Raw genomic sequence first — 23,098 nt, forward strand, 5'->3', positions numbered from 1 at the left:
GCCTCGAGTTAGAGGCTGATGGATGGGATTAGGGGGTTTCACGGTGTTATCTCTACCTAACACGAAATGCGAATGCGGACATCAGAATGCCGTTGGTACCGTGCTGTGCGAAAGCTGCGGCAAACCGCTTATGGAAGACATGGAATCAGATGCCCCGCTCGAGATGCGATACGACGGCGTAGCGAGAAGGTCGCAGAAGAGTAATCCAAGCTGGATTGACCGGATTTGGAATTTCTTCTCGTCCGTCAAGATTGCTGTTTATCTCATTGTCATTACATTGATCACGGCAATGTTTGGTACCATTTACCCGCAGGAAGGCTCATTCCTGAATAATTTCGAGCCTTCTATCTATTACGAGGAGACATACGGTTTATCCGGCAAGCTTTATTATAAGCTGGGATTGTCTCATACATACGATTCATGGTGGTTCATTACACTGCTTGTTATGATTGGTACTTCTCTTGTGATCTGCAGCTTGGACCGCGTGCTGCCGCTGTATAGAGCACTAAGCAAGCAGCAGATCCGCAAACATTTGCGTTTCATAACGAGACAGAAGACAGTGTACAATGCCCCGATTGAGGGAGACTCTGAAGAATGGGTGAAGCAGTTCTCCACTCATTTGAAGAAAAAGCATTACAAAGTGTATACAGACGGAACTGCGATGCTTGCCGAGAAAAACCGGTTCAGCCGCTGGGGGCCTTATATTAATCATATCGGCTTGATCTTGTTCTTGCTCGCTATCTTAGGCAGAAGCCTTCCTGGCTGGCAAATGGACAGCTATGTGAGCATACCAGACGGTGATACGGTTCAGATCGAGGGTACGAACTACTACGTGAAAAACGAGAAGTTCACAGTCGAGTATTATACGGATGACGAATTGCCGCCAGAACTTCATGGCACTCTCCGCGCCAAACGTTACGAGACTGCAGCAGTTCTTTATAAATGTACTAGCAACTGCGGTGAAAATGCTACGGGTGAACCTGAGCTGAAAAAAATCAAAAAGCAGGACATCCTTGTGAATCATCCGCTCAAGTATGATGGGCTTAAGCTGTATCAGTTTGACTACGATGTTACGCCAAAGCTGAAAAGTGTTAGTCCGGAACTCATAAATAAGGAGACTGGCGAGAGCTACGGGAAATTTGATTTGCCAATGAAGGATGCACCTCTGGATTATAAGCTGGGGCCTTACACGATGAAGCTTGCGGCTAATTATATGGAGTTCAGCATTGGCGAAGATGGGGAACCCGTAACGCTCAGCCGTGATCCGAATGCACCAGCCTTTATCTTCCTGATTACAGGTCCAGGGTTACCTGAGAAGGGTCAGCCTTATATCTACTTCCCGATGCAGAAGGATAAAGAGAAATTTGGACAAGACACAATTAATGCTGCGATTTCGAACAAGCTGGAGATTAAAGTGAATGGCATGGACAATGTTCACTTTGCCGAAGCTTCCACTTACTTGAACGTACGTAAGGACAAGGCTCTTACTTATGTTTGGTATGGGGCAGCCATTTCGATGCTGGGATTATTACTTGGCTCTTACTGGCAGCATCGGCGCATTTGGCTGCGGATCGACGACGGTAAGCTATCGCTTGGCGCACATACAAATAAAAACTGGTACGGCATGAGAGCAGACGTGGCTTACGCACTCCGGAAGACCGGAATTGACGTAGAACCTAAGTCGCTTGATAACGGAGGGAATAACGCGTGAGTTATGTCGATTTCAGCAGCGATGCCTTTATCGCCGCCTTTTTCCTATATTGCTTTGCATTCCTGTTCTATGTAGTTACAATTGCAGGGAAAAAATGGAGCAACCGTGATCCGATAAAACATGAGAAACGCTGGTCGCGTATCTCGTTTATCACATCGTCACTCGGCCTTGCGGCCCATCTGACGTTCTTCTTTACAAGATGGATTGGAAGCGGTCAAATTCCAACAAGTAATATGTATGAGTTTATTACCTTCCTAGGCATGGCTATTATGATCGCATTCACAATCGTATATGCGATCTACCGAGTGCCTTTACTTGGAATGTTCGCCTTACCGCTAGTTGTACTGGTAGTGGCTTACGCATCTGTATTCCCGCAAGAGGTTCAGCCGCTTATTCCAGCACTGAGCTCCATGTGGCTGAAGGTGCATGTAACGACTGCAGCTACTGGGGAAGCATTCTTCGCGGTAGGCTTTGCAGCAGGATTGATGTATCTCCTCCGTGTGGTTGACTTTAAGCAAACCTCAAAGGAAGCTAGAAGAGATCAGTTTTGGGTAGAATTCTCTTTATATACGATTGTCCTTGTTATTGGCTTCATTGCTGTTGTATTTATTTTCAAAGGGGCAGGCTACGAGGCTACATTTACTCAAGAGAAAGTCACTATCGACAGTAAAGGCGTGGATCATTCCTCGACCGATACAGCCAATTATACGCTGCCGCCAATTGTTAAACCTTATAACAGCCAAGCCGTTCAGATGGATTCTTTTCTTGGTATGGATAAGCCATTGTTCGAAGCACCAAGCTGGTTAACTGGTGTTAATGGAGGACGTAAGTTAAATACGGTAATCTGGTCTGTAATTGCAGGTTCTATTTTGTACGGATTAATTCGCTTGCTGTTCCGTAAACGGATTGGTGCAGTTATCCATCCGCTGATGGAAGATATAGATCCGGAAGATCTGGATGAAATCAGCTATCGTGCAATTGCGATCGGCTTCCCAATCTTTACGCTAGGTGCCCTTATCTTCGCAATGATCTGGGCGAACATCGCATGGGGCCGCTTCTGGGGCTGGGATCCGAAGGAAGTATGGGCGCTTATCTCTTGGCTCTACTACAGTGCCTACTTGCACTTCCGTCTATCGCGCGGCTGGCAGGGCAAACGCTCTTCGTGGCTCGCGGTTATCGGTTTCGTCGTTATCTTGTTCACATTGGTAGGGGTTAACCTCGTTATCGCTGGTTTGCACTCTTACGCAGGCGTATAATCATTAATAATAAATTGTTTTGAAAGGAGCAACACCGCATGTCCGACTATGCAAGCCGTATTCTAGTGGTAGATGACGAGGAACGGATTCGTCGTTTGCTGAAAATGTATTTGGAGAAGGAAGGCTATCTGATCGACGAAGCGGAAGACGGTGAGACCGCGCTTCGGCTCGCAACAGTAACCGATTATGCGCTTATTCTGCTCGACGTTATGCTTCCAGGCATTGACGGCGTGGAGGTGTGCTCCCGCTTGCGGCAAGTAAAAGCAACGCCGGTTATTATGCTGACGGCCAAAGGCGAAGAAATGAACCGTGTGCAAGGCTTTGAAGTTGGTGCAGACGATTATGTCGTGAAGCCATTCAGTCCACGCGAAGTCATTTATCGGGTAAAGGCGATTTTGCGCCGCTCATCCGCTACGGCCTTTTTGACAAAAGAAGTGAATTCAAGCAACAATATTGTTTTCCCGCATCTCGTTATTGAACATGATGCACACCGCGTATCGGCTGGAGGACAGGAAGTGAGCTTAACTCCTAAAGAGTATGAGCTGCTGCATTATTTGGCCGTATCGCCGGATAAAGTGTTCTCGCGTGAGGAACTGCTGAAGGATGTATGGAACTATGAGTTCTTTGGTGATCTGCGTACGGTAGATACTCATGTGAAGCGCCTGCGTGAAAAGTTAAATAAAGTATCGCCTGATGCTGCTTCGATGATTACGACAGTATGGGGCGTCGGTTATAAGCTTGAGGTACCGAAGTAATGAGGCTGTTGAAACGTTGGGGGAACTTTGCCCTGCATACGGTAGTTGGGAAACTGTGGTGGACGATTATGTTTCTCGTCGCACTTGTCCTCGTTATTCTTGGGACGTTCCTGCTCCAGTATATCGATATTGCATTTAAGGATTACCAGCATCAGATTAAAGTGTTGTTTATTGTTGTAGCCGTTATTGGTTTTCTGCTTTCTACGTTCTTCGCGTTCTTCCTGTCGTCACGGATTCAGCAGCCATTGCTGGCGCTGAAGAAAGCAGCGGATTCCATTGCAGGCGGTAATTATAAGACAAAAGTAGAAATTCGTTCTTCGGATGAGATCGGTGATCTTGCCAAAACATTTAACCATATGACCGAACAGCTGGAGATGCTGATTGATGATCTGAATCACGAGAAGGAGCATCTCTCCAGCATTCTGCGCAGTATGGGCGATGCGGTAATTACCTTTGGCGCAGATGGCGAGGTTATTCTTACAAACCCTCCAGGTCATATGCTGGTAAGCCGCTGGTCGGATCTCGATATGGATATTGATCTGGAAGATGAAGGAGCGCCTTCGTTCCACTGCGTGCCCGGTCCGCTGCGGGATACGTTCCAGCGTGTCATGCAAGCGGGACGCGATTGTACGAATAAAGTGCAAGTCCATAACAATGTATGGTCGGTTGTAATGGCGCCTCTTCAGACAGATGGTGTCATTCGTGGTGCTGTTGCCGTTATCCGAAATGTAACAGAAGAGCATAAGCTCGAGAAGCTGCGTCGGGACTTTGTCGCTAACGTCTCCCATGAGATTCGGACACCACTTTCAATGCTGCAAGGTTACAGTGAAGCCCTTCTTGATGATATCGTGGCTTCGCCGGAAGAGCGGAAAGAGCTCGTCCAAGTCATCTATGATGAGTCTCTTCGGATGGGCAGGCTTGTAAATGACTTCCTCGATATGGCCCGGATGGAAGCCGGTCATGTTGAGCTCAGTCTGCAGGAGTTTGATATGAGTAATGTTGTGAGGCGTGTTCATCGGAAATTCCAAGTGTATGCGAAGGAACGAGATGTCAGCTTGATTGCAGATCTCTCAGATGAACCGCTTGCTGTTTATGAGGCGGATGAGGACCGGATTGAGCAGGTATTGACGAATCTGATGGATAACGCGCTTCGTCACACTCCAGCAGGTAAATCGATCCGAATAGCCGGAGACCTCGCGATGATTAATAAGAAACGTTATGTGAAGCTGATTATTGCTGACGAAGGGCAGGGTATTCCTAGCGAGGATGTCCCGTATATTTTTGAACGGTTCTACAAAGCCGATAAAGCACGTAAACGTGGTGCATCGGGTGGTACCGGACTAGGACTTGCTATCGTCAAAAATATCATTACTCAGCATAATGGCCGAATCGAAGTCGACAGCGTCCTCGGTAAAGGCACGACATTCACTTTGCTGCTGCCTGTCGAATCCAATCAATAGATGTCACTACGCTCCCTTCGGGGAGCGTTTTTTTGTTGAATGAGGGGATTTAATCTTGTTGTTCGTGAAACAATGTTGTTTGCTGACGGTGTCGGTCTCTGGGGGCTTGAGGTTGGCTCGCCAGGCTCGTGGCACGCTCGTGGAACGCTCGTGGGACGGGGTAACGTGCTTTCGGCCGCTGTTGTCTGTCCATTGCCTCGGATTGGAATTGGGCTAGGGTAGGCAATGGACAGACAAAGGCGGAAGCTCCGCTCCTCAAGCACGTTACCCCTTACCCTCTCGCACCGAGCCCCCAAGAGCCACGCGCGCCGTGCTGCGCTTGCGCGGGACCGAGACCGGGAATGCCACACCAATATGGGGTGTGGCAGGCGAGGGGCAAAGAGCGAAGAGCAAAGAACATAGGCTCGATTGCTCGAGGGGCGGGGTTAGCGTGCTTTCGGCCGCTGTTGTCTACCCATTGCCTCCGATTATAATTGGGTTAGGGCAGGCAATGGACAGACAAAGGCGGACGCTCCGCTCCTCAAGCACGTAACCTCTTATCCCCCTCGCGAGCCATGGGCCGCGTTGCACTGGCCCCTAAAACCAAAACCAAAGAGCAAAGACCTAAAGACCAAAGACAAAAGACCAAAGACCAAAGACAAAAGACCAAAGACCAAAGACCAAAGACCAAAGACAAAAGATAATCACAAAGTCAAGATCCAACCGAAAAAGGCAGCACCGTTAGTTCTACAACGGTGCTGCCTTTTTCGGTTTATGCGAGTAGGCGCTAGGCAAGTATCTTTTGCTGGCAAGTATCACTAACGGGTATCTATCAATGATTGATAGGAGATGGTTTTCATAGAGTAGGGGTTATAGACCAGTGCGAGCTAATTGTCTTGTACATATAAATATAGTACATCGCAAGTTTTGTAGCTATCAGAAGGGAGGGAATCTATGAAAATGATCGTTTGGACATCAGGATTCTAATAGTAATGAAATTTAAATGAAAGTGTAGTGAGCTGAGTATGAAGAGAGGCTAGAACATGATTGATTTAATGGCAATCATCACAATTTGTACCTTCATTCTTACAATTGGATTCATATTCTGGAAACCAAATATTAATGAAGCAATACCAGCATCTGTTGGTGCATTCATCGTACTGTTAACAGGTACCGTATCATTGAGTGACTTGGGAGCTATTACAGAAACCATCAGCGGGGCTGCTATTACCATTATTGCAACGATCGTAATGGCAATTGTACTCGAAAGTTTTGGCTTCTTTCATTGGGCTGCCGAAATCTTATTAAGAAAAGCCCGAGGCTCAGGAATTAGGTTGTTCTGGCTAACTAATTTATTTTGTTTTCTAATGACGCTTTTCGTTAATAATGATGGCAGTATTCTCATTACAACTCCTATTTTATTAATGCTGCTCAGAAGTATGGGACTTAAAAATCATCAAAAGATTCCTTATTTGCTCTCAGGCGCACTTATAGCGACAGCTTCAAGCGCTCCAATCGGAGTAAGTAATATCGTAAACTTAATTGCACTTAAAATCGTTCACATGGATCTGTATATGCATACAGCAATGATGTTCGTCCCTGCATCGCTTGGACTAGTAGTAATGGCTCTGCTTCTGTTCGCGCTCTTTTACCGGACACTTCCGAAGAAACTCCCACAAATCGCGCAATGGAGCTTAACACCGGGAGGTCATCCGCTTAAAGGGGATATACCGAAAGTTAGAAGTGCGAAATTCATGCGCAATGTATTGATTTTCGTTTTTTGTGTGCGAGTCAGCTTATTTGTAGCCTCCTATATCAACTTCCCCGTTTCGCTGATGGCTGTCATCGGATCCGTGTTCCTTTTAACCTGGCGTTGGATTTTCTTGAAGATTCCTCCTGTTGATATGATCAAGAAGACACCATGGTATATACTCATTTTTGCATTTGGTATGTATGTGATCATTTATGGTCTTCGTAATCTTGGACTTACAGAGTGGCTTATTCATTTTCTACAGCCGCTTATCGCCGGTAGTTTACTACATGCCAGCATGCTGATGGGACTGCTTATGAGTATTTTATCTAACTTATTTAACAATCACCCTGCTCTGATGGTTGGTACGCTGACGTTAACGAATATGGGACTAGATCCAATTACGTTGAAGATTGCGTATCTAGCGAGTGTTATTGGCAGCGATATCGGTTCACTTCTGCTTCCAATTGGTACACTTGCAACTATCATGTGGATGCACATTATTAGAAAGGACGGAGTGAAAATGAGCTGGAGTAATTACTTGAAGGTTACTGTGCTCGTCATTCCAATTACGGTGATCGTGTCTTTGGTCTTATTGAGTTTATGGGTATCTTGGTTGTTCTAAAAAAGAAGATATGCATGCAAAAGGAGGGCTTATTTTGAATGAGTTTACATCCTATCTATCGGAAAAAGTGGTTGTAGAAATATCCGGGAATCGTCCCAAACATGGGAAGTTGATCGAGGCGGGGACAGATTTGTTAGTCCTTCTGCATCAGCAGCGTTACTACTACATCCCAATGACCCATCTGCATAGTCTCAAAGCAGACTTAAGGGCTGGGAGTGATGATGATAAAGATATTAATCTGACACCATTTATAAAGCAAGATGAACAAATATCACTAGCTAAAATGTTGCAGAATGCAAAAGGTTTGTTCGTAGAAATATCCGTATGTGGCAATAAACCCATTCTTGGGTATTTAAATGAGGTGATGACGGACTATCTGATCTTACATTCTCCTATCTACAATACCATTTATGTTGCCCTTGATCATTTAAAATGGTTAATCCCTTATCCTAGCTCTTATTCACCGTTCTCACTAACCGCAGAAACAGTTACGGTTGATGTTAGAGCTAAAACGTTTGCAGAACTGTTTCAAGAAGAAAAAGGGAATAAGGCTGCTATCGATTGGAGTAGTCCATCTGAACGGCTAGGTGTAATCAAATCTATGAGCAATAATATTGTTGAATTAATTGAGATTGACGGAAGTAGCACATTACTTCAACTTGGTCATATTCATACGCTGTATGTACCGAGGTAGAATGATGAGATGAATGAAACCGGTTGTTCCACACAAAAAGAAAAAGACCTTCGGGAAGGAAGGTCATGGTAAGCACATCATCAGTTTATGAGTGAGTCAGTTTATAAGCGTGGGTATTTTACATCGTGAAAGCCCGGTCAACATAAATCGGGCTTTCAATCACAGGTAGAATTGTTATGATGGTACAAGAGCATTCATTAAAGAGAGGTGGAATAGTATGCAAACCATGTTTCGTTACAATTGGTTGGTCAGGGAAGAATGGTATCGCTGGTGTGAAGACGTGCCTGAAGAGGAACTGCTGCGGATCCGGACAGGTGGAGTAGGGGGAATTCTACATACGTTGTTCCATATCGCAGATGTAGAGTGGAGCTGGGTACGCGCTTTGCAGGGGAAACCGGATTTTCAGGAAAGCTTTGAGGATTATAGAAGTTTAGAGAAGGTTCGCAGGCTGGATGCATCTTTCCGCCAAGAAGTTGAAGAGTTTTTACAGTCTTGGGAAGCGAATATGGAGACATTGCCGTTTTACGATCAGCAAAAGGACGGGGAGTTTTCCGGTTATTCATGGGGAGAAGTCATACGTCATGCGATTGCACATGAAATTCACCATATTGGCCAGCTGTCGATCTGGGCGAGAGAAATCGGAAGAAAGCCTGTCTCCGCAAATTTGATAGGCAAAGGTCTGATTAGACCCCATATTGAAAAGAACGATTAAGGAATGAATAACTGTGTGTGTTGTGATTATGCCCTTTGCTCAGGCATAACCACAACACCGGTTGCCTTTCGTGATTTAAGCACATCTATTAAGTGATCCTGTTGAGAGTTCAAACAGGTTAGTTGAAAAATAACTTCGCTTTTACGGCTTGAAGCCAATTTAAGCTTCTTTTTATTGAAGGCTAATTCAATAACTAATCCTAGGAAAAACCCAAAAACTAAACCAATCAGCCCCCAAATGATAGGTCCCCAATGCCATATGAATCCATAAATTGTTCCCAGAACCATAAAGATCGTTGCACCAACCATGGCGCCGTCCAGAATACTCCTGCCATCGACCCGATGAATAGAGTCAATGACATGTGTTTGAGAGTCAAGGTTTTCGAGAGGCAATGCAACGATATGGTGTGATGGGATCCCCAGCTTCTCCATATCATGGATAGCCATCTCTACAAAAGGTGAGTGTTCAAAGGTAGCGATAATCTTCACGTTACTGCTGTCAATTGTGTTTAATTGTCCCAAGTTTTCTGCCCTCACTCTAAGATACCGTGTTTGTTCGATGTCGAATAATATATTATTTTCATTGACTGATGCATAGGCCTGATAAAGAGCAAAGACGTACATGGAAGGTAAGAATAGAAACCATTGCCAGTCTACATCGGTATTTGCACTGCTGTAATCTCCAAGAAACGAATAGAGCCAGGCACGGATAGCCACAGCCTTATAACAGACAAAAATCCACCAAGCTAATATAAAAGTACCAACAATCGTGCTGCCGCTATACATTTGTCCTAAGCCAGGAGATACTGCTGACCAGAACATTCCGGCCCATGGATGTTTTTTATCAAGGATGCTAATATCAAAAAAACTTACATCTGAAGGTGTTACAGGTGCGTCTTCAACTTCCGCTAGTGCATGACTCTTATTGTTCTCAACTGCACAACGGTAACTGTCCCATATGCCGTAAACAAATACGGCTACATACAGCAGAAGCCAGTCCTGGTTTAAAGCTGCTTTTGCCTCATCAAACCTGCCTTGAAAAGATAGGGCAATCCCCAAGTTCAGATTGGCTTTATTATTCACCACAAGTTCCCAGATAATCAGCACAAAACCATGCAGATACTTTCCTAGAAACATATGCCCGAAACCAGGGAAAGCAACCGACCACCAGGCAGCAACCCAAGGGGGGCGGGGATAGATTGAATTTATTCCGAAAACGGATATATGCCCTTTGGAATACCGAGGTTTAATATTTGAAGACTGGAACTTCTGATGAGGCATAGATATCTTCTCCTGATATAAGATGTCCTCGTATAAGCTTTCCATAAACTAACTGTATTATCAAAGATTTCACAAACACAAAAAAGCCGGACATCAGCTGCATGCAGCAAGATGTCCGGCGCTTTTTATTATTAGAACAACGAAATTTCTTTCGCTGTGTTCATTTCAGGCAGGTTAGTCAGTTGCTCGAGGATTTCTTTGCCTGCGTTTTTGTCGACAGTCAGAACCATGATAGCAGAACCGCCAACCAGTTGGCGACCTACTTGCATCGTAGCGATGTTCACATCGTTGTTGCCAAGAAGTGTACCAACGCGGCCGATGATGCCCGGTTTGTCGTTATGCGAGATCAGGATCAGGTTACCCTCAGGAGTAACGTCAACAGGGAACTTATCGATTTGTACAACGCGCTCACCGTAACCAGTAAGCAGTGTACCTGCTACGATACGTTCTTCCTTCTTCGTACGAAGCGATACCGTTACCAGGTTCGTGAAGTCTTTGGAAGCCTGCGATTTTTGCTGTACGATGTTCAGGTCACGCACTTTTGCAAGGTGCATCGAGTTAACAACGTTAACTTGGTCAGAACCAAGGTGATGCGACAGTACGCCTTTTACAATGTAGCGAGTCAGCGGCTGAGTATCAACCTCTGCAAGCTCACCGGAATAACGAACTGTAATTTCTTGAACGGCACCTTCCGTAATTTGTGCAACCAGGCTGCCGAGCTTCTCGCCCAGTGCGTAGTATGGCTGCAGCTTGCTTTGCAGGTTAGCCGGAATAGGAGGCATATTAACCGCATTGCTGAAAGGTTCGTTGCGCAGAATGTGCAATACTTGCTCCGATACGTCGATCGCAACGTTCTCTTGTGCTTCAACAGTTGATGCACCAAGATGCGGAGTAACGATGATTTTCGGATTTGTCAGGAATGGATGATCTTCAGCCGGCGGCTCAACTTCGAATACGTCAAATGCTGCACCAGCAACGATACCAGCATCAACGGCTTCAACAAGCGCAAGCTCATCTATAATACCACCGCGTGCACAGTTAACGATACGCATACCAGGCTTCATCACTTCGAATTGCTTCTTGCCGATCATATGACGAGTCTCAGGAGTCAGTGGAGTATGAACAGTCATAAAGTCTGCGTTACGAACGATCTCGTCTACAGTAGCCAGCTTAATGCCAAGCTTCTCTGCACGCTCTTCCGTCATGAACGGGTCATAACCCATAATTTCCATACCAAACGCTTTTGCACGTTTTGCTACTTCGCTGCCGATACGGCCCATGCCAAGTACGCCAAGCGTTTTGTTACGAAGTTCAACACCAAGGAACGATTTACGATCCCACACGCCGCCAACTGTTTTCAGGTAAGCTTGCGGAATGTGACGGGCAACTGCCATCATCATGGCAAAAGTATGCTCACACGTTGTAATCGTATTGCCATCTGGTGCATTAATAACGATGATACCACGTTGTGTAGCCGCTTCAAGATCGATATTGTCTACGCCTACGCCTGCACGGCCTACAACTTTCAGTTGTTTGCCAGCTTCCATAATACGCGGTGTTACACGCGTTTGGCTGCGTACAAGCAGGGCATCGTATTCACCAATAATGCTCACCAATTCGTCTTCGCTAAGTCCAGGCTTTTTGTCGACTGCTACATCTTGCGCGTCTACAAGCTGTTGGATGCCCAGATCACTGATCGGATCCGATACTAACACTTTAAACATATGTAGATTGCCTCCTAAAATTTTTGTGAAGTGCCGACATACCAGGCAAACTGTATGTTTGCTCGATATGTCGGCACTTCACGCCTATTTGATGATCTTATAGATGGATGCTAAAACAAAAAACCTCGTCTCGGCACAGAAACAAAGCGAGCCGGACGAGAAGTTCGTCTTTTTCTTCGGAATGAAACGCGCTCTGCTGAACCGTTTCACCTAGCGGCAAACGTAGATGTCTGTTGTTGTCCTTGGTGTGTGAAAAATTGCACGCTTTATTATAAAACGAAAGGGTTTAAAAGCGACAGGGACAACCGTTCTTATTTTATAGCAATGTAGTGGACAATTGCAATGTGTAAACTTGATCAAATGTGAAATTTTCGTTATGATTCAACCAATACAAGAGATATTCTTGAGGTTAGGGGAGAGACAGCTATGAGCGAATGGAAAGAATTTGAACCTGAATCTTTGCTGAAGCTGCTTAAAGAGGGGCAGCTTGAAGCGGAGCAGGTAATTGACGTGCGTGAACAGCAGGAGTGGGACTACTATCATTTGGAATCATCCATTTTACTTCCCATGAATACGATCCCATACAGTCTCGGAACCATTTCGGATGACAAACCGTTATATATTGTATGCGCGCATGGAGTACGCAGTGCGGCCGTTTGCAATTATTTAGAAGAACAAGGCTACAGCAGCCTCCACAATGTTACCGGCGGAATGGCTGCAATAGCCTCGTTACAAGGATTTCAATACGATTAAGCTCAAACTTAAGAGAAGAATGGAAGCTGGGGCAGGAGCTCCTGCTTGTACAATTTCGTACGGTTCGTTATAAAATCTCCGCTGCGTACAGCTTCGGTCTCAATCAGCAGATCAGCAATTGCTGAGATGGATTTCAAATTCATCTTCGAAGGCTGACCAGAAGCGATAAAGTCATCGATCCGGCTCGTTAGATCCTGCGGATAAAATATTGTAAGCTGCTTGCGGGCAGCAAGTTGATCGGCCATAAGTTTATTTTTTACGATTAACGGAAGGCTAGACCACTTCTTGATCTCGATGACCTTCGGCATTTTATATTCGGAAGGAATGTTAGGTTCAACGGTAGCTCCCCATTTCAGTATGGCTGAGTAATACGATTGTTGAGCCACAAGTGATTGCTGAACGGCAGTCAGATAGGATTGCTCTTGCTCAATGGTGCTTTGCAGCTTAGAGGCATCTGTTGACTTCACGGTAGCAGCCGCCGCTGCTTTCGCAGCCTGTTCGAATTGCTCCAGGCTTCTAATGAAGTTCGATTGTGCATCGCCAAGAAGTGGTGATTTCTGCATATCAAACGATGATGCTTCCGCTTTTTGCGAATGTGCCAGATCCGCTAGATCCTTCAGTCTGCTTGACGCATTGCTGGACTGACCTTGAGCAAAGTCATTTATCGCATCGTCCCATTCGGTTAGAAATTCACGGTAAGGCAAAAATACGGTATGATAAAATGAGACAAGATCCTGCTGCTGATAGGGAGTGTTGTTCTCAACTGCTGCAGATTTTAATTCCTTCATTTCGTACTTGGTTTCCGTTTTGGACGTCCCGATCTTTACGCCGTAGAAGAATGCGCCTACTGCGCAGACGAGCATAAAGACAAACCCCAAACTAAATATCATTGCGGAACGAGATAAACGTTTCTCCATCACAAATCTCCTTCTATGTATTAGATTATGCCGTCATTTTGTGCCCTATCAGTATAGGTGAAATGATCATAAAAGGAAATATGACCTTCTAGACAGGCGGGAAGCTATGAAAAAATTCGATCTCCGTAATATCCGCGTGCGTCAGTTGTCTGTCGATGAGCTCGACGACCGCATGCTGCTTATGAATCTTTACGTCACACAAGCGATTACTATTATTATCGGTTTGATATGGGCATTATTTCAGCGTTCGAATCCATTTCAATTATTACAAATTCCAAATAACCTTAATTTCCTATGGTGGGGGCTTGGCTTAGGGGCAGCTGTTATCGTGGTGGACCTGCTCATTTCAAGATGGGTTCCCGAGGAAGCGACGGACGATGGTGGAATCAATGAACGTATCTTCCGTTTGAGACCAGTATGGCATATTGCTGTTATTTCACTGGTCGTTGCTATATGTGAGGAAGTGTTATTCCGGGGGGCTGTACAGCATTCATTTGGTCCCTATTGGACAAGTATTATTTTCGCTGCGATTCATGTCCGTTATCTAAAACATTGGATTCCAACTGGTCTTGTCTTCTCCATTAGTTATGGATTAGGCTGGATATACGTGGAATCAGGCACATTATGGGCTCCAATTCTTGCACACTTTGTTGTTGACTTTATAATGGGTCTTATTATTCGATTCAGGAGGGAGCAAACAGAGCAGTGATGAGCAGAGTGGAGAAATTCGGTAGCTCAAGAGGCAAAGGACATCAGGAACAGGCGGCAGGTCTTGCGCCTCGCAACGCGACCGACACGAATGCAGAGGCGCTGCCGCCTAGACGCAAGAAACACCCTTCAAATGTTCAAAAAGTAACCAAATGGTATTATAATGCGTTATTCCTATTATTCGTTTGTTTAGTGGCAGGGCTTTTCTGGTATGGCATCCGATTTACAGATTAACCTCGATCGTTTCGGGATCTATAAAGGTATAACCTTTCTTCTCTAATTTGGTTAGGAGATCGTCTAAAGCCGAAGCTGTCCATGTTAATTCATGCATCAATATATTCGCCCCTGGGTGGAGCTGGTCCAGTACATTGGTGACCACTTTATCCGGGTCTCCAGGCGATTTCTGTTCCCAATCCAGCGAACCATTTGACCACGTCATGTATAACATGCCGTGGTTTTTTGCGATTTCTTTTACAGTGTCACCACCGGAACCGTAAGGAGGACGGAAAAACCGCGGCTCTTTCCCGATAATCGATTTGACTTCGGATTGTACATCAGCTAATTGTGATTCAACTTTGGTTTTATCTTCCTTCTTCAGATCGATGTGGTCCCAGGAATGATTTCCGATCGTTTGACCACGTTCATTGATTTTCTTCAATAATTCAGGATGCTGCTTAACTCTGTAACCGTTTACGAAAAAGATTGCTTTTGCATTATGTTTATCGAGTGTATCAAGCAGGCTCACGATTACTTCTTCATTATGGGGAGCATCATCAAATGTCAACAGAACGGCTTTCTTAGTCGTGGCTGTTTCATCTAGGGGGACAAACCGGTAGACGCTTGTCATTTTATACAGTGGTGCCTTCAATTCAGGAGACGGGCTAGGGGTAGCCTGTGCAGTTTGAATTGGATCGGAAGTGACTTTAGGGACAGTTTGCACGTCAGTTGAAGCCGCTGATGGTTCCGGAGTTAATTCCACAGTTGTTGTCTTTGAAGGAGAACTGCAGGAAGACAAAATTGCGGTTATGGCAATTACAGCATAGATCTTTCTCAAATGTGCTTTCGTCATCGAATCTCCGCCTTGTTGTCGTTTGTTGGATCACCTGGCAAATACTATTCCAATCTTAACATAGGATTAAGCCTGCTGCCTGTTTCCTTTATTTGAGGAGAATGTATGAGCCCATAAGGGAGAAAATAATTGTTGCAACGATCCCCGAAGGAGGTTACTAAAATCATGAAAATCGGCGGGTTTATGTTAGGTGCAGTCGCCGGGATGGCAGCTGCGGTATACGTGTCGCGCAAAAGACCCGGTATGGCAGCGTGGGCATCCAGCTCGCTTGCAGGTGCGTGTTCATCCATTGGTAAAAGTGCTGCATCGATGATGATGAAACGAGGAATGAAGATGACAATGTCAGCTTCATCAATGGCCCCAAAGCATTCAGACGATACCGCCGCAAAGCAAGGAGGAGGCTGGGAGCAGGTTGAGCACTTAATCAACAGTGACCCCGGGCTGAAAGAGCAGGCAAATCAGATCATGGTGGAATCGTCTTCCAAACCGCATTAATGAAGTAGCTCATGGAATCGCTTGATGTTCGCGCCTTATTTTGCGCGGCTCAAACGATTCTTTTTTTGCCTAATTTAGGTGCAATCCGAGGACAGACATGATAAAGTATTTACATAGTACGATTTGATCATTTTGATCACATCCTGCAAATAATTTCATACGCTATATACAACAGATGCTGCAGAGGAGGATCCTGTCATGAAAATCGAACGGCTTAGTCAGGACAAGATACGGATTTTCCTGACGTTCGACGACCTGCTCGAGCGGGGGATCCAGAAGGAAGACATGTGGCGCGAAATTCCCAAAGTACACGATCTATTCAGTGAAATGATGGAACAAGCATACAGTGAACTTGGGTTCGATGCCAGCGGCCCTCTTGCGGTCGAAGTGTTTGCCCTCCCCGCCCAAGGAATGGTGGTGATCGTCACCCGTGGTAAGATGAACGGTGTATCCGATGAGCGGGCAACCGACGATGAAGACACGGAAGACGAGATATACGAAATGGAAGTTACGATGGAGCAGAGTGATATCGTCATGTACTCCTTTCGAGATTTTGAGGATGTCATTAATGTCTGTAAACAGCTGCAAGCGGCCTCTCTGACGGAAGATGGGAGATTATACTCCTACAACGGCAGATATATTTTAGCGCTTGAGCCTGCTCTGATTGAGACAGCACGCCATAACGCGGTTATAGCGCTGCTTGCTGAATATGGAGAAGCGACATCCGTCACCTACGCCATGCTTGAGGAGTACGGCAAAGTCATTATGCCATCTCAAGCTGTGCGGGAAATTTGCACTCATTTCTATAATTGAGAAGCACATGGGATAGAGCATCGGCAGACAATTGATTGTCTGCAGGATGCTCTTCTTGCATGTAATGGGGTACTTTTGGAATATCGTGATGTATACACGCTCATATTACAAGTAGACAAAGGCGGGTGAACGTAATTATGGCTGATGCAAATACACATGATGTTCTCAAATCTACTCAGGTTGTGATTGAAGAAGCCCTATTGAAGCTTGGCTACAAAGAAGATATGATTGATCTCTTGAAGGAACCGATGCGCGTTCTAACGGTGCGGATACCAGTTAAGATGGATACCGGCATAACGAAAGTATTTAAGGGTTACCGTGCGCAGCATAACGATGCTGTAGGGCCGACAAAGGGCGGAGTGCGGTTCCATCCGGATGTTACAGAGCTAGAGGTAAAAGCATTATCGATCTGGATGAGTCTCAAATGCGGGATTGCCGATTTGCCGTACGGCGGGGGCAAAGGCGGCGTGATCTGCGACCCAAGAAAGATGTCATTCGGAGAACTCGAACGGCTTAGCCGCGGTTATGTGCGCGCAGTCAGCCAAATTGTGGGTCCAACGAAAGATATACCAGCCCCAGATGTGATGACGAACTCACAAATCATGGCCTGGATGCTGGATGAATACAGCCGGATAAGAGAATTTGATTCACCTGGTTTTATCACCGGCAAGCCGATTGTACTTGGCGGCTCCAGAGGCCGCGAGACTGCCACAGCACGTGGTGTAGTTATTATGATTCATGAGGCACTCGCATTAAGAGGGATTGAACTGAATAAGGCAAGAATTGTCATTCAGGGCTTTGGCAATGCTGGAAGTTATCTTGCCAAATTCATGCATGAGGCCGGTGCGAGAGTAATTGGTATATCCGATGTGAACGGAGCGTTGTATAATGAAGATGGATTAGACATTCCTTACTTGCTCGATCGGCGTGATTCCTTCGGCAATGTAACGAATCTTTTCCCTTCGACGATTTCGAATACCGATCTGCTTGAGCTTGATTGCGATGTGCTTGTTCCGGCTGCAATTGAGAATCAGATTACGGAAGAGAATGCTCCTCGCATTAAAGCGACGATTGTTGTAGAAGCAGCGAATGGTCCTACTACGCTCGAGGCGACAAGGATACTAACAGAACGTGGCATTCTTCTGGTGCCCGATGTTCTTGCAAGTGCCGGAGGCGTTATTGTTTCGTATTTCGAGTGGGTCCAGAATAATCAAGGCTTCTATTGGGATGAACAAGAAGTGGATGACCGGCTGCGTGTTATGATGATTCGCGGCTTTAACCAAGTATATGAGATACACAAAACACGAAATGTAAACATGCGGTTAGCTGCCTATATGGCTGGCGTACGCAAAATGGCAGAGGCGGTACGTTTTCGCGGCTGGGTATAAAAGCCGGCGCGGCTACGCCGGATGCCTGGGAGGTGAAACATCGAATTGCTATTGTTTTCAGTGCTGACTGCTGCGGTTGCCCCTGGTGTATCGCTGCTTACCTATTTATATTTGAAGGACCGTTATGACGCAGAGCCGATTCATATGGTCGTTCGTATGTTTCTGCTCGGTGTCCTCATAGTAGTGCCGATTGTTGTCATCCAGCATGGATTGCAGTTATGGCTTGGAAATCACCCAATTTTGTTCTCGTTCGTGGAATCCGCAGGAATAGAGGAATTTGTAAAGTGGTTCGTCCTCTACCACATGATTTATAATCATACCGAGTTTGATGAGCCTTATGACGGTATCGTCTATGCGGCATCGATCTCGCTTGGCTTCGCGACATTGGAGAATGTGTTGTATGCGATCTACTCGCCAGCTACCTATGGCACATTGCTTATGCGTGCATTATTGCCAGTGTCTGGGCATGCGCTGTTTGGTGTCATGATGGGTTATTATGTGGGCAAGGCGAAGTTCGCCACAGCTTCAAAGCGGAATATTTATTTGGGTATTTCGCTTGCGCTGCCGCTGCTCTTGCACGGTACGTATGACTATATTATGCTCTCGTTCAAGACGAATTGGATTTACGTCATTATTCCTTTCATGGTCGCTCTGTGGGTGTGGGGCCTCCGCAAAATGAATCGTGCCAATTCGAGGTCGCCATTCCGCTTCCTTAGCAGGGAAGATGAGATTAAACTTTAAGGCTTTCGTCCATACTGATATGTAATAATTGGATATTGATGGAGGCATGAATGGAACCAAGGGTAAAGGTAACGATTCGATGCAATGTATGCGGAGAGAAGTTTGTCCTTCGCGGCAAACGTGAGAAAGGTATGATTGATACCGGCTTCAAGCAATGTATCTGTAACAACATCAATGATTTGGATATTGAAGAACACAGCATTTGACACAGATGCATAAAGCTCCCTTCTGCAAACCAAACTAACGCTAGGTTTGGTAGAAGAAAGGAGCTTTTTTGTTATGTATAAACGGCTAAGCGCGGTGTTGTTTCCCGTTATGACCCTTTTCTTAATTGGTTCAGTGTATTGGGGCTATCAAGAGCATCAGGAGAAAAACTCGATTCTTATTAAGGCGGAGAATCAGTACCAGCGTGCCTTTCATGATTTAACCTATCATGTTGAGCAACTGCATCAGCAGCTCGGTAATACGCTGGCGGTTAACTCTACATCTCAAAGCTACCACCGTAAAGGGCTTGTTAATGTATGGCGCCTCACAAGTGAAGCGCAGAACGAGATTAACCAGCTTCCTTTAACGATGCTGCCGTTTAATGAAGCAGAAGACTTTTTATCGCGGATCGCGAATTTTGCTTACAAAACATCGGTTCGTGATTTGTCCAAGCAACCCTTATCTCCGGATGAATTCAAAACGTTAAAATCGTTATATGCCAATTCCGAAGATATCTCGAAAAATCTATCTGCGATGCAGGAGAAGGTGCTAAGCGATCATCTGCGCTGGATGGATGTAGAAGTGGCGCTTGCCAAACAAAACTCCCCGAATGACAATACAATCATTGACGGCTTCAAGACGGTGGACAAAAAAGTAAGTGAATATCCGGAAATTAACTGGGGTCCATCAGTTGCAAGCATGTATCAGAAGCGTTCAATTAATATGTTAAGCGGTAAAATGGTAACAGCTGATGATATCAAAAAGCATGTTTCGGAATTTATGGGCACAGAGCCTAAAGAGATCCGGGTGGTAGAGAACGGCAAAGGGACAGAATATTCCTCTTACTCTGCTTCTGTAACCGATCCTAGAACAGGTCAGAAGATGCAGATGGACTATACGCAAAAAGGCGGCAAGCTGATCTGGTTCATGGATTCCCGTGATATTGGCGAGAAGAAAATCAATCAAGACAAAGCGCATGCAGCAGCTGAAAAGTTCCTCGGCGATCATGGATTTAAAGGAATGCGGGCAGTTAGCTACAATATGTACGAGAATACGGGTGCCTTTACATTCGTAAGCACGCAGAATGACGTTTTGATTTATCCAGAAAAGGTGACTGTTAAAATTGCCCTTGATAATGGTGAAGCGGTTGGCCTTCAGGCAAATGATTATGTCTATGAGCATCATGAGCGCAGCTTGCCTAAAGCGAAGCTGACGAAGGCAGAAGCGAGAAAAGCGCTGAACACGGAATTTAAAGTTGCTAATGACCAGATGGCACTCATCTTAAACGAGATGGGTGAGGAAACACTTTGTTATGAGTTCACCGGTCGAGTGAATGGCAGTGATTACCGGATCTATATCAATTCGGAGACCGGTGTCGAAGAATCGATCGAGGAGCTGTCACCACTCGACAAACGGACAAATTCCGGCAAATAACGATATGGCTCCCCTCAAATTGACGTGTTATAATAAACACCAATATGGGAGGGGAGCCAATTGTTGCCTAGAGTAAACCAAATGTTGTTTTTCGAGATCGCTTCTGCTGACGAAGAAGAGGCAGCTGCCCAGTACAAAGCAAGAATTGCTGACGAGCTGGAAGATGGTTTGTTAATTGAGAATCCAATAAATTTGACGACCAGCCGTATGAAACGGCTTTTTTTAGGGGACGAGCTGTCGGTTTACTACTTATCCGAAGATGGGATTAAACATTATTTCGATTCGCATGTAATTGGCTTTCGTGATGATGTTGTAAAGATGATAAAGATTCGCAAGCCTGATCCGGATCGGATTACGAAGGTGCAGCGCAGGCATTTCCTGCGGGTTGCCGCAGATCTTGAAATCGCGGTTAATTTATCCGGCAATATCCGTTTTGTTACTGTAACGGATGATGTAGGTGGTGGAGGCATTTCCTATATTTGTGATAGCAAGTGGCCGGTTAAGCCTGGAATGGAGATGGACTGCTGGCTGCTTATTCCATACAAGAACGGCACCATTGAGCATTCCTCTTTCAAGGCAGAGGTTGTCAGAGTAGTTGACCTCGTAACAGGACGCAAGCAAGTCATGAGTAAATTTATAACCATTAGAGACAGCGAACGGCAGAAAATAATTAGATATTGCTTCGAAAGACAACTTGAATTCCGCGGCAGATAATGATTGTATAAGAAGCAGGCGACCTTGGCATCCTATCGGTGAAATAGCAAAAAAAGGAAGAGTTGCCCATGCGGATTACAGAGGATGAAGAGCAGTTAAAACAGCAGATTGATATGGTGTCCAGACGTTTGGCCTGGATTGCCGTTGTATTAATAGTAGGTGTTATAGGAGCACAGCTTCTGCTTCAAAATGACATGCTTCGACACTTATTGACGGCGGTTGACCGCTGGGAAGGTACAGCCTATCGATAGGCTGTTTAGGCGCTGTAACGCCGTTTTTGGCGGTTTCCGTTTTTGCATCTGTATTTATTGTGTGGTATAATTTTCACGATGCAGGCGGTGCCTGCTTTTTTCTTGGATTCTAAGATTTTCTTGGTTTCAATAAGGCTAAGAATTTATAAGTTTCACTTTATAAATAATGCTTAGAATTCATTGGAATGAAACGCGCCCCGCTATTAGATCACAGCGAAGCCGTTTCACCTTGAAGTATAACTTATACATATATCGGTTATATTTCATTGTTTATGGACCGCTAGAACGGGCCAAGCCGCTAATGCTTGAGAGGCAGATGCTCGCATCAACATCAGCATTCGGCCAGCCATTTAACTAAGGAGGTAGGATGTTGGTGATGCAGCAAGACGGTGACAGCGACCGGATTAACATTGCGATTGACGGTCCTGCCGGTGCAGGCAAGAGTACGGTCGCGCGCAAGGTTGCCGAACAGCTAGATTACATTTATATTGATACAGGAGCAATGTATCGAGCCGTTACACTTAGTGCCCAGAGGGCAGCTATTGTACCTCAGGACAGTGAAAAGCTTTCCGCACTCGCGAAGACGCTGGACATTAAACTGGCTCCGAGTGAAAGCGGTCAAGCCGTATTTCTAAATGGCGAGAATGTAACAAATCTCATCCGTTCTCGTGAGGTAACCCTTGCGGTTTCGCACATCGCTGCGAATGAAACTGTCAGAGAACTGCTGGGCAAGCTGCAGCGGCAATTAGCAGAACGCAAAGGTGTAGTAATGGATGGCCGGGATATCGGTTCCCATGTACTGCCGAACGCGGAACTTAAAATTTTCCTCACCGCATCCGTACAAGAGCGTGCTCTTCGCCGTTATAAGGAAGTGTCGGAAACACAATCGATCTCCTTGGAGCAGCTTGAGCAAGAAATCGCGGAACGTGATCGTTTGGATGAGCAACGCGAGTTGTCCCCGCTTATTTGTGCGAAGGATGCTATCGTGCTCGACAGCACGTCAATGTCAATCGATGAAGTTGCGGCAGCAATTGTGAAATTAAGCCGAACCAAATTGGCGGAGGCGAAGTAAACTAATGTTATATCGAATTTTTAGAGCATTGTTCAGTTTCTTGTATGGAATATTGTTCAGACTCGAAGTGACAGGGCTCGAGAACATCCCCAAAGATGGTTCTGTGATCCTGTGCTCAAACCATTTGAGCCTTCTGGACCCGCCGGCTGTCGGTATAAGGGTACCTCGCAAGGTTCATTACATGGCCAAATCAGAGCTGTTCAAGATTCCAGTCTTTGGTTTTTTGATCCGGGCTTGGGGCGCATTTCCTGTTAAGAGAGGTGTCGGCAAAGATGCGATCCGCTCTGCACTTAACCTTCTAGGTGAGGGGAAAGTAATGGGGATCTTCCCTGAAGGAACAAGGAACACGGACGGGACTGCTGCTAAGAAAGGCGCAGCTATGATTGCTTACCGCAGCGGTGCAACCATTATTCCTGTAGCGGTAGTGGGCAATTATAAGCTATTCCGTAAAGTGAGAGTATACTACGGCCAACCAGTTGATATTTCTGCTATTATTAATGAATCCTCTCCGGATAAGCTGGACCGTATTACGGACGCCATTATGTCTCGCATTTATGAGATGATTAAAAAGAACAAATAACAGTCGTTTTAAA

General features: G+C 45.5%; 25 protein-coding genes. 21 read left to right on the top strand and 4 right to left on the bottom strand.

Annotation, left to right across the window (positions count from 1 at the left end):
* Positions 1-22: 22 nt before the first annotated feature.
* From resB to FHS17_RS01200, 8 genes are all read left to right on the top strand, one after another.
* A complete protein-coding gene (gene resB, locus FHS17_RS01165) occupies positions 23-1,711 on the top strand; it encodes a cytochrome c biogenesis protein ResB (protein ID WP_167272907.1) in 1,689 nt (562 codons plus the stop codon).
* Entirely contained in the window at positions 1,708-2,967 is a 1,260-nt protein-coding gene (gene ccsA, locus FHS17_RS01170; RefSeq protein WP_167272920.1) for a cytochrome c biogenesis protein CcsA, read from the top strand. Before resB ends, ccsA begins: the two co-directional genes overlap by 4 nt.
* Before the next feature lie 38 nt (positions 2,968-3,005).
* The gene (locus tag FHS17_RS01175) at positions 3,006-3,722 is read left to right on the top strand and encodes a response regulator transcription factor (protein WP_015843966.1); all 717 of its coding nucleotides are present in this window, start codon (positions 3,006-3,008) and stop codon (positions 3,720-3,722) included.
* A complete protein-coding gene (locus FHS17_RS01180) occupies positions 3,722-5,182 on the top strand; it encodes a HAMP domain-containing sensor histidine kinase (protein ID WP_167272925.1) in 1,461 nt (486 codons plus the stop codon). Before FHS17_RS01175 ends, FHS17_RS01180 begins: the two co-directional genes overlap by 1 nt.
* 39 nt (positions 5,183-5,221) lie before the next feature.
* Positions 5,222-5,404: a hypothetical protein gene (locus tag FHS17_RS01185; RefSeq protein WP_167272929.1), complete on the top strand. Its 183-nt coding sequence runs from the start codon at positions 5,222-5,224 to the stop codon at positions 5,402-5,404.
* 800 nt (positions 5,405-6,204) lie between these two features.
* Entirely contained in the window at positions 6,205-7,536 is a 1,332-nt protein-coding gene (locus FHS17_RS01190) for an arsenic transporter (RefSeq protein ID WP_167272932.1), read from the top strand.
* Positions 7,537-7,570: 34 nt separating this feature from the next.
* Positions 7,571-8,230, top strand: a complete 660-nt coding sequence (locus tag FHS17_RS01195; RefSeq protein ID WP_167272937.1) for a hypothetical protein — start codon at positions 7,571-7,573, stop codon at positions 8,228-8,230.
* A gap of 217 nt (positions 8,231-8,447) precedes the next feature.
* Positions 8,448-8,942, top strand: coding sequence for a DinB family protein (locus tag FHS17_RS01200; protein ID WP_167272941.1), 495 nt, complete (start codon positions 8,448-8,450; stop codon positions 8,940-8,942).
* 26 nt (positions 8,943-8,968) lie between these two features.
* On the opposite strand, the gene FHS17_RS01205 is transcribed toward FHS17_RS01200, so the two are convergent.
* Positions 8,969-10,222, bottom strand: coding sequence for a hypothetical protein (locus FHS17_RS01205; protein WP_167272944.1), 1,254 nt, complete (start codon positions 10,220-10,222; stop codon positions 8,969-8,971).
* Positions 10,223-10,353: 131 nt separating this feature from the next.
* Complete coding sequence (gene serA, locus FHS17_RS01210; RefSeq protein WP_167272947.1) at positions 10,354-11,946, bottom strand: phosphoglycerate dehydrogenase; 1,593 nt, start codon at positions 11,944-11,946, stop codon at positions 10,354-10,356.
* 426 nt (positions 11,947-12,372) lie between these two features.
* Here serA and FHS17_RS01215 point away from each other — a divergent pair, with 426 nt between their 5' ends.
* Entirely contained in the window at positions 12,373-12,699 is a 327-nt protein-coding gene (locus FHS17_RS01215; protein ID WP_167272951.1) for a rhodanese-like domain-containing protein, read from the top strand.
* A gap of 8 nt (positions 12,700-12,707) precedes the next feature.
* Here the strand turns inward: FHS17_RS01215 and FHS17_RS01220 are convergent, their stop codons facing one another.
* Positions 12,708-13,616 carry a hypothetical protein gene (locus tag FHS17_RS01220; RefSeq protein ID WP_167272956.1) on the bottom strand — a complete coding sequence of 303 codons (909 nt, stop codon included), beginning with the start codon at positions 13,614-13,616 and terminating at the stop codon, positions 12,708-12,710.
* Between the two features lie 106 nt (positions 13,617-13,722).
* Between FHS17_RS01220 and FHS17_RS01225 the strand changes: the two genes are divergently transcribed.
* Both FHS17_RS01225 and FHS17_RS01230 read left to right on the top strand, forming a co-directional pair.
* Positions 13,723-14,325: a CPBP family intramembrane glutamic endopeptidase gene (locus FHS17_RS01225; RefSeq protein ID WP_167272961.1), complete on the top strand. Its 603-nt coding sequence runs from the start codon at positions 13,723-13,725 to the stop codon at positions 14,323-14,325.
* On the top strand, positions 14,322-14,558 hold the full coding sequence (locus tag FHS17_RS01230) for a hypothetical protein (protein ID WP_167272966.1): 237 nt from the start codon (positions 14,322-14,324) through the stop codon (positions 14,556-14,558). Before FHS17_RS01225 ends, FHS17_RS01230 begins: the two co-directional genes overlap by 4 nt.
* Here FHS17_RS01230 and FHS17_RS01235 read toward each other — a convergent pair.
* Positions 14,548-15,393, bottom strand: a complete 846-nt coding sequence (locus tag FHS17_RS01235; protein WP_167272969.1) for a polysaccharide deacetylase family protein — start codon at positions 15,391-15,393, stop codon at positions 14,548-14,550. The two genes, FHS17_RS01230 and FHS17_RS01235, sit on opposite strands and share 11 nt — an antisense overlap.
* 165 nt (positions 15,394-15,558) lie before the next feature.
* Here FHS17_RS01235 and FHS17_RS01240 point away from each other — a divergent pair, with 165 nt between their 5' ends.
* The 10 genes from FHS17_RS01240 to FHS17_RS01285 all read left to right on the top strand — a co-directional run bounded on the left by FHS17_RS01240 (position 15,559) and on the right by FHS17_RS01285 (position 23,085).
* A complete protein-coding gene (locus tag FHS17_RS01240) occupies positions 15,559-15,888 on the top strand; it encodes a hypothetical protein (protein ID WP_167272973.1) in 330 nt (109 codons plus the stop codon).
* Positions 15,889-16,086: 198 nt separating this feature from the next.
* Positions 16,087-16,701: a genetic competence negative regulator gene (locus FHS17_RS01245; RefSeq protein ID WP_167272977.1), complete on the top strand. Its 615-nt coding sequence runs from the start codon at positions 16,087-16,089 to the stop codon at positions 16,699-16,701.
* 137 nt (positions 16,702-16,838) lie between these two features.
* Complete coding sequence (locus FHS17_RS01250; RefSeq protein WP_167272982.1) at positions 16,839-18,089, top strand: Glu/Leu/Phe/Val family dehydrogenase; 1,251 nt, start codon at positions 16,839-16,841, stop codon at positions 18,087-18,089.
* A gap of 45 nt (positions 18,090-18,134) precedes the next feature.
* The gene (gene prsW / locus FHS17_RS01255; RefSeq protein ID WP_167272987.1) at positions 18,135-18,830 is read left to right on the top strand and encodes a glutamic-type intramembrane protease PrsW; all 696 of its coding nucleotides are present in this window, start codon (positions 18,135-18,137) and stop codon (positions 18,828-18,830) included.
* 50 nt (positions 18,831-18,880) lie between these two features.
* Positions 18,881-19,036, top strand: a complete 156-nt coding sequence (locus tag FHS17_RS01260; RefSeq protein WP_167272991.1) for a hypothetical protein — start codon at positions 18,881-18,883, stop codon at positions 19,034-19,036.
* A 73-nt stretch (positions 19,037-19,109) separates the two neighbouring features.
* Positions 19,110-20,468, top strand: coding sequence for a germination protein YpeB (gene ypeB, locus FHS17_RS01265; RefSeq protein WP_167272994.1), 1,359 nt, complete (start codon positions 19,110-19,112; stop codon positions 20,466-20,468).
* A 60-nt stretch (positions 20,469-20,528) separates the two neighbouring features.
* Positions 20,529-21,182 (top strand): flagellar brake protein, encoded by a 654-nt coding sequence (locus FHS17_RS01270; RefSeq protein ID WP_167272998.1) that lies wholly within the window; start codon positions 20,529-20,531, stop codon positions 21,180-21,182.
* A 68-nt stretch (positions 21,183-21,250) separates the two neighbouring features.
* Positions 21,251-21,433: a hypothetical protein gene (locus FHS17_RS01275; protein ID WP_167273001.1), complete on the top strand. Its 183-nt coding sequence runs from the start codon at positions 21,251-21,253 to the stop codon at positions 21,431-21,433.
* 367 nt (positions 21,434-21,800) lie between these two features.
* Positions 21,801-22,505, top strand: a complete 705-nt coding sequence (gene cmk / locus FHS17_RS01280; RefSeq protein WP_208420190.1) for a (d)CMP kinase — start codon at positions 21,801-21,803, stop codon at positions 22,503-22,505.
* 4 nt (positions 22,506-22,509) lie between these two features.
* Complete coding sequence (locus FHS17_RS01285) at positions 22,510-23,085, top strand: lysophospholipid acyltransferase family protein (protein ID WP_167273004.1); 576 nt, start codon at positions 22,510-22,512, stop codon at positions 23,083-23,085.
* The last annotated feature ends 13 nt before the right edge of the window (positions 23,086-23,098 follow it).

The sequence above is a fragment of the Paenibacillus lupini genome (assembly GCF_011761355.1).
Classification (GTDB): Bacteria; Bacillota; Bacilli; order Paenibacillales; family Paenibacillaceae; genus Pristimantibacillus; species Pristimantibacillus lupini.